Origin of the sequence: Falsiroseomonas oryzae, assembly GCF_027856955.1 — a bacterium.
Classification (GTDB): domain Bacteria; phylum Pseudomonadota; class Alphaproteobacteria; order Acetobacterales; family Acetobacteraceae; genus Falsiroseomonas; species Falsiroseomonas oryzae.
The window spans coordinates 1-5,627 of sequence record NZ_JAPSMD010000348.1; the positions used below are offsets into that span (position 1 = coordinate 1).

A 5,627-nucleotide genomic window follows, 5' to 3' on the forward strand; every position below is an offset into this window, starting at 1 on the left:
AGATGCCCTTCTCGGTCATGGAGGCCATGGCGAGCGGCCTGCCGGTGGCGACCACCGAGGTCGGCGACGTGCGCGTGATGCTGCCGCCGGAGGCGGCGCAGCAGCTTGCCGCGCTGGACCCCGCCGCGCTCGCCGCGGCGCTGCGTCCGCTGCTGGCCGATGCCGCGCTGCGGGCGCGGCTTGGGGCCGCGAACCGCGCCAAGGCGGAACGCGACTACGACCAGGAGACGATGTTCCAGGCCTATGCCGCGCTGATCGGCGACGGCGCGACCGGTTGAGCGGTGCGCGCGACCTGCACGAGGTTGCGCACCGAGGCCGCGAGCCCGTGCCTGTCCACGTAGGAGGCATGCGCGCCGCGCTGCAGCCGCTCGTAGAGGCCTGGTTCGTCGCGCAGACGCAGGATCGCCCTGCGCATCTCCTCCGCCGAGCCCAGCCGCACCAGCAGCCCGTCCTCGCCATCGGTGACGTAGTCCTCGACGGTCGGCGTGCGCGTTGCCACCACCGGCCGGGCGAGGCCCTTGGCCTGGATGATCACCATCTGCCCGGCGGAGACGTCGCCCACCGTCAGCGGCACCGCCACCACGTCGCTGCGCCGCAGCTCGGCCATGTAGGCGTCGTCGTAGCAGTCGCGCAGGATGCGGATGCGTGGCCCCTCGGTCACGCCGTTCAACGATTCGCGATGGTCGCAGATGATGGTCAGGTCCACGTCGAGCCCCGCGAGTGCCGCGACCAGCGTCGGGTAGTCGCGCCCCGAGCGCCCCGCGGCCAGCACGCGCAGCGGCCGGTCGGCGGCCAGCGCCGGGGCGCCGAAGGTCGGCTGGTCCCAGCCCCAGATCAGCCCGCCCCAGGGAACGAAGACGAACTTGCCGGCGGCGCGCGGGAAGATGGCGGCGTAGGTCTCGATCTCCAGCCGGGAATGGCAGATCACCTGCCGGCAGAGCGCCAGGACGAACCCGAAATACAGCCGGCGCCCAAGGTTGAGCAGGGCGGAGTCGCGCGGCGTGAAGATGAAGGTGCAGTAGACGATCGCGCAGCGCCGCAGCAGAAGCGCCTTCACCAGCGCGAAGACGATCACCTCGATATCCGACCACACCACGACGGTGTCGGGCGCCGGCCGGCTGCGCAGCAGCGACCTGACCGCCATCCGCAGGGAGAACCAGACCAGCCGCGGATAGCCGAGCAGCAGCATGCCCAGCCGGCTGCGGAACTTGAAGGAGAGCGTCTCCCCCAGCACGCGCAGGTCCGGCCCCAGCCGCTCGATCTCCGGGGCGAGCGCCGAGCTCCGGCGGTTCTGCTTCTCGATGAAGTGGATCATCGCGCTCCTGTCGCCGCGGGCGGGGGGAGGCAGGCAGGGCCGGGCGAGCCAGCCTGCACGCCCCGGCCGCCGAGGCGCCGTCCTTTATCGCGTGTCGCAGGCCAGGTCACGCCGTTCCGTGAGCGATTCCTGGAGGCGCGGCGCGTAAGACGGCCCGGCCTTGAAACGAGCCGGAGGACGGGCCTTGTCCCGGGGCGGGAGGCGCGGCGGTGCAGAACATCCTGACCATCCTGCTGCTGCCGCCGCTGCTGTTCGTCTGGATCGCGCTCGGCGCCGGGCTGCTCGCCTGGCGCGGCAGCCGCGCGGCGGGGGCGGTCGCGGCACTGGCCGCCTTCGGTCTGGCGCTGCTCTCCACCACCTATGTCGCGGCGGTGCTCAGCGTTGGCATCACCTTCGTCGCACCCCGCCCGCCGGCCGACGCCCCGCCGCCGGTCGCCATCGTCGTGCTCGGCGCCGAGATGGCGCGCGGCCCGGACGGGCCGGAGGTCGGCCCCCTGACGCTCGAGCGGCTGCGCGCCGGCGCTGCGCTCCACAAGCGCACCGGCCTGCCGCTGCTGCTGACCGGCGGGCCGCTGATGCCGGGCGCGCCGCCCATCGCCGAACTGATGGCCGCGACGCTGGAGCGGGATTTCGGCATCGCGCCCCGCTGGGTGGAGAACCGGGCGCGCGACACCCGCGACAATGCCGAGCTCAGCGCCGCGATGCTGCGCGCCGACGGGATCGGCGCGGCCTATGTCGTCAGCCAGGCCTGGCACCTGCCGCGGGCCCAGGGCGCCTTCGCGCGCGCCCGCTTCCCCGCCTTCCCCGCGCCGGTGCGCACGGCGCGCATGCCCGATGGGGACTGGTCGGACTGGCTGCCGCATCCCGCCAATCTGGGCCAGAGCTGGTTCGCGCTGCGTGAATGGGCGGGCCTGCTGGTCTACCGGCTGCGCGACGGGACCTGATCGCTCCGGTTGTATCTCTGCTACCTCAGGTTGACTCGCGGATCTTCGGTATACACTATGTTTTAAGATACCGCAGTGCCGCGGTTCGCCGGCCCGGGCTTCGCCTGCCGGTCACCAGCAGGAGAACCCCGCATGGCCACCCTCACGGTCGGCACCGGCCAGCAATACGCCACCATCTCGGCCGCCGTTGCCGCCTCCCGCGATGGCGACCTGATCCAGGTGCAGGCCGGCACCTACACCAACGACTTCGCCACCATCTCCACCAAGGTCACGATCCAGGCCGTCGGCGGCGTGGCGAAGCTGGTCGCGACAGTCGCGCCGCCCAACGGCAAGGCCATCTTCGTCACCCGCACCGACATCACCATCGACGGGCTGGAGTTCACCGGCACCAGGGTGCCGGACGGCAACGGCGCCGGCATCCGCTTCGAGGGCGGCAACCTCACCATCCTCAACAGCCACTTCCACCACAACGAGAACGGCATCCTGGCCGGTGCCTGGGCGAACAGCAGCATCACCATCCGCAACAGCGAGTTCGGCCACAACGGTGCCGGCGACGGGCGCACCCACAACCTCTATGTCGGCGACATCACCACGCTGACGATCGAGGACAGCTACTTCCACGACGCCGTGGTCGGCCACGAGATCAAGAGCCGCGCGCGCACCACCATCATCCGCGACAGCCGCATCCAGAATGAGGATGGCAGCGGCAGCTACGAGGTGGACCTGCCGAATGGCGGCCGGGCGGAGCTGGTCAACAACGTCATCCAGCAGGGCCCGGGGTCGCAGAACCCGGCCATCGTGCATTTCGGCGGGGAGGGCACGCCCTATGCCGAGTCCAGCCTGCTCATGCAGGGCAATACGGTCATCAACCAGCTCGCCTCGCCCAGCCAGCGCGCGCTGCTGAACCAGACGACCTTCACCGCCACCATCGCCGACACCAAGGTCTTCGGCCTGACATCCGCGCAGATGTCGAACGGCCCGGCGACTGTCACCGGCACGACCTTCCTCGCCGCCCTGCCGGCGCTCGACACCTCCTCGCCCTGGGCCGCGCCCCCGCCGCCGACCGGCACGCCAGGGCCGGACGACATCGTGCTGGCCGCCCCCGTCACCGGCTTCGCCATCGACCTCGGCGACGGCGCGGACCGGCTGACACTGTCCTCGCTCGGCCCGAACAGCCTGACCGCGAGCAACGTCGAGACGTTGATCGGCGGCGCGGCCGACGACACCGTCACTCTCGGCACGCCGGTCAGCGGCACGGTGGACCTGGGCGGCGGGGCGGACCGCCTCATCCTCGCCTCCGGCGGCTGGAACACGCTCACCGTCTCGAACGTGGAAGCGCTGGTCGGCGGGCGGGCGGCCGACACCATCACCTTCGCCACCGTGCTGACGGGCGCGACGATCGACCTCTCCTCCGGCACCGACCGCGTGCGGCTGTCCTCCGCGGGGCCCAACACGGTGACGGTGACCAACACCGAATCGCTGGTCGGCGGCCGCGGCGCGGACCGCATCACCGTGACCGGAACCACGCCGATCGCGCTCGACGGCGCGGCGGGCAACGACACGCTGACCGGCGGCGCGGGCGCCGACCGGATCATCGGCGGCCCGGGCGTGGACCTGCTGGCGGGCGGCAACGGCGGCGACCGCTTCACCTGGCGCGCCGCCTCGGAATCGCCCCTGGCGGCGCCAGACCGCGTGACGGACTTCACCCCCGGCCTGGACGACCTGGTCTTTACCGGCCTGCTGCGCGGCAGCTTCGCCTGGCGCGGCGACGCGGCCTTCACCGCCACCGGCAATTCCGAGGCGCGGCTGGCCGCCGGCAGCACGACGCTGCTGGTGGATGCCGACGGCAACGGGGCCGCCGAGCTCGCGGTCAACCTGGCCGGCAGCACCCTGGCCGGGCTGTCGGCCGGCGACTTCGTCTGGACCTAGTCCCGATCGCTTCGGGCGTGCGCGCCGCAGGCCGGCGCGCGCGTCCGCTCAGGCCGCGCGGCGGCGGGTGAGCGCGAGGCCCAGCAGGCCCATGCCGAACAGCGCCAGCGAAGCCGGCGTCGGCACCGTCGTCACCGCGAGGGAGGCGATGTCGAAGCCGGAGAAGCGCTGGGCGCCGCTGCCGGCGGAGGAGGAGGTGTCGCGGATCTGGATCCAGTCATAGGCGACCGGGGCCGCCACGAGATCCAGGGTGAAGACGTCGCGCGCGACGGTGCTGTCGATGCTCGAACCGCCGAGCAGCGCGGTCCCGGTGATCGTCGCCGTGCCCGCGACGCCCGTGAAGTTGCGCCCGACCAGGGTCGCGAGCAGCGCCCAGTTGGCGCCGTCGGTGCCGACATAGACCTCGGCGCGCTCGCGGCTGTCCGTCACCGCGGTGGCGCCGTCGTCGTTCTGGTTGCGGTTCGTCTCGATGATCTGGATCCGGCTCAGCGTGCGCTCCGCGCCGCCGTTGTTCAGCTGCAGCGTGAGCAGGCCGCCGATGCCGAGCGACAGCGCCGTGCCCAGGGCGGGGTTGGTGATGTTGTTGGCACCACTGGGCGCGATGTCGAAGATGTTGGACGCGGTTCGCCGCGCCACCGAAGGCTGGTCCGGGGTCACGGTCGGTGCGGTCGTGACGACCGTCCCGGGGTTCGCACCCGCCGGGAAGCCGATGAAATCGCCAGCCACGTCGTGCACGATCACCGACGCGCCCAAAGGTCCGGGCACCGCCAGGATGCCACCGACGAGCAGTGCGGTTCCCAGGAGGAAGCGCTTCGCCATGTCCAGTCTCAGTCCGCGATTACAATTGCGAGATAATTAACAGGCGGCATGGTTCCATGGCTAGCGGGTAATGGTTGGAAGGTTGCGGTGCGCCGAGCGCATCCCGCGCGCGCCCGGCGATCCCCAAGGCGTATTGCGCTATCCTGCCGCGCGATGCCCGGCCCGTGGGCAGGGAGGGCATTTCCGGTGACCAGGACCAAGGAGGCGCCGCGCATCGCGACGGCCGGCCTTCTTCTTGCGGCGCTGATCGCCGGCTTCATCGTCTATGGCTCGCTCTATCCCTTCCGCTTCCAGGCTCTGCCCGACGGAGTGGCCTGGTCGGAACTGTTCCGCCTCTCGCTCGCGCGCCGCGGCGGGCGGGGCGACGTCGCGGCCAACCTGCTGCTCTACGCGCCGCTCGCGCTCGCCCTGGCGTTGGCCTTCGTCGCACGGCTCGGTCCGGTCCGCGCCGGGGTGCTCGCGGTGCTGGCTTGCGCGCTGCTCTCCACCGCGATGGAGATCGGGCAGCTCTTCGTGCCGCGCCGGGCGCCGAGCGCCGGCGACCTGCTGCTCAACGTCGCCGGCGCCATCGGCGGCGCGGTGACGGCCGCCTTCGTCGCGCCTCGGCGGGCACGCGGCCC

6 protein-coding genes are annotated in these 5,627 nt (G+C 72.0%); 4 read left to right on the forward strand and 2 right to left on the reverse strand.

What is annotated here, in order from left to right; translation table 11 throughout:
• Window positions 1–278: glycosyltransferase (locus OZN99_RS23945; protein WP_270937763.1), on the forward strand; the 278-nt coding region annotated here is incomplete at its 5' end.
• Here OZN99_RS23945 and OZN99_RS23950 read toward each other — a convergent pair.
• Window positions 242–1,315, reverse strand: a complete 1,074-nt coding sequence (locus OZN99_RS23950) for a glycosyltransferase family 4 protein (protein WP_270937764.1) — start codon at window positions 1,313–1,315, stop codon at window positions 242–244. The two genes, OZN99_RS23945 and OZN99_RS23950, sit on opposite strands and share 37 nt — an antisense overlap.
• Window positions 1,316–1,524: 209 nt before the next feature.
• Here OZN99_RS23950 and OZN99_RS23955 point away from each other — a divergent pair, with 209 nt between their 5' ends.
• Both OZN99_RS23955 and OZN99_RS23960 read left to right on the forward strand, forming a co-directional pair.
• Window positions 1,525–2,259: a YdcF family protein gene (locus OZN99_RS23955; RefSeq protein ID WP_270937765.1), complete on the forward strand. Its 735-nt coding sequence runs from the start codon at window positions 1,525–1,527 to the stop codon at window positions 2,257–2,259.
• A gap of 132 nt (window positions 2,260–2,391) precedes the next feature.
• Window positions 2,392–4,188 carry a right-handed parallel beta-helix repeat-containing protein gene (locus OZN99_RS23960; RefSeq protein ID WP_270937766.1) on the forward strand — a complete coding sequence of 599 codons (1,797 nt, stop codon included), beginning with the start codon at window positions 2,392–2,394 and terminating at the stop codon, window positions 4,186–4,188.
• 48 nt (window positions 4,189–4,236) lie between these two features.
• Here OZN99_RS23960 and OZN99_RS23965 read toward each other — a convergent pair whose 3' ends face one another.
• Window positions 4,237–5,007 carry a hypothetical protein gene (locus OZN99_RS23965; protein ID WP_270937767.1) on the reverse strand — a complete coding sequence of 257 codons (771 nt, stop codon included), beginning with the start codon at window positions 5,005–5,007 and terminating at the stop codon, window positions 4,237–4,239.
• A gap of 186 nt (window positions 5,008–5,193) precedes the next feature.
• On the opposite strand from OZN99_RS23965, the gene OZN99_RS23970 reads away from it, so the two are divergent.
• Window positions 5,194–5,627, forward strand: a 434-nt coding sequence (locus OZN99_RS23970) for a VanZ family protein (protein ID WP_270937768.1), incomplete at its 3' end; no start/stop codon positions are given.

Bases quoted from the DNA above. Each gene is read 5' to 3' on its own strand.
- OZN99_RS23950 (WP_270937764.1), bottom strand. From the start codon at position 1,315: ATGATCCACTTCATCGAGAAGCAGAACCGCCGGAGCTCGGCGCTCGCC.
- OZN99_RS23965 (WP_270937767.1), bottom strand. From the start codon at position 5,007: ATGGCGAAGCGCTTCCTCCTGGGAACCGCACTGCTCGTCGGTGGCATC.
- OZN99_RS23960 (WP_270937766.1), top strand. From the start codon at position 2,392: ATGGCCACCCTCACGGTCGGCACCGGCCAGCAATACGCCACCATCTCG.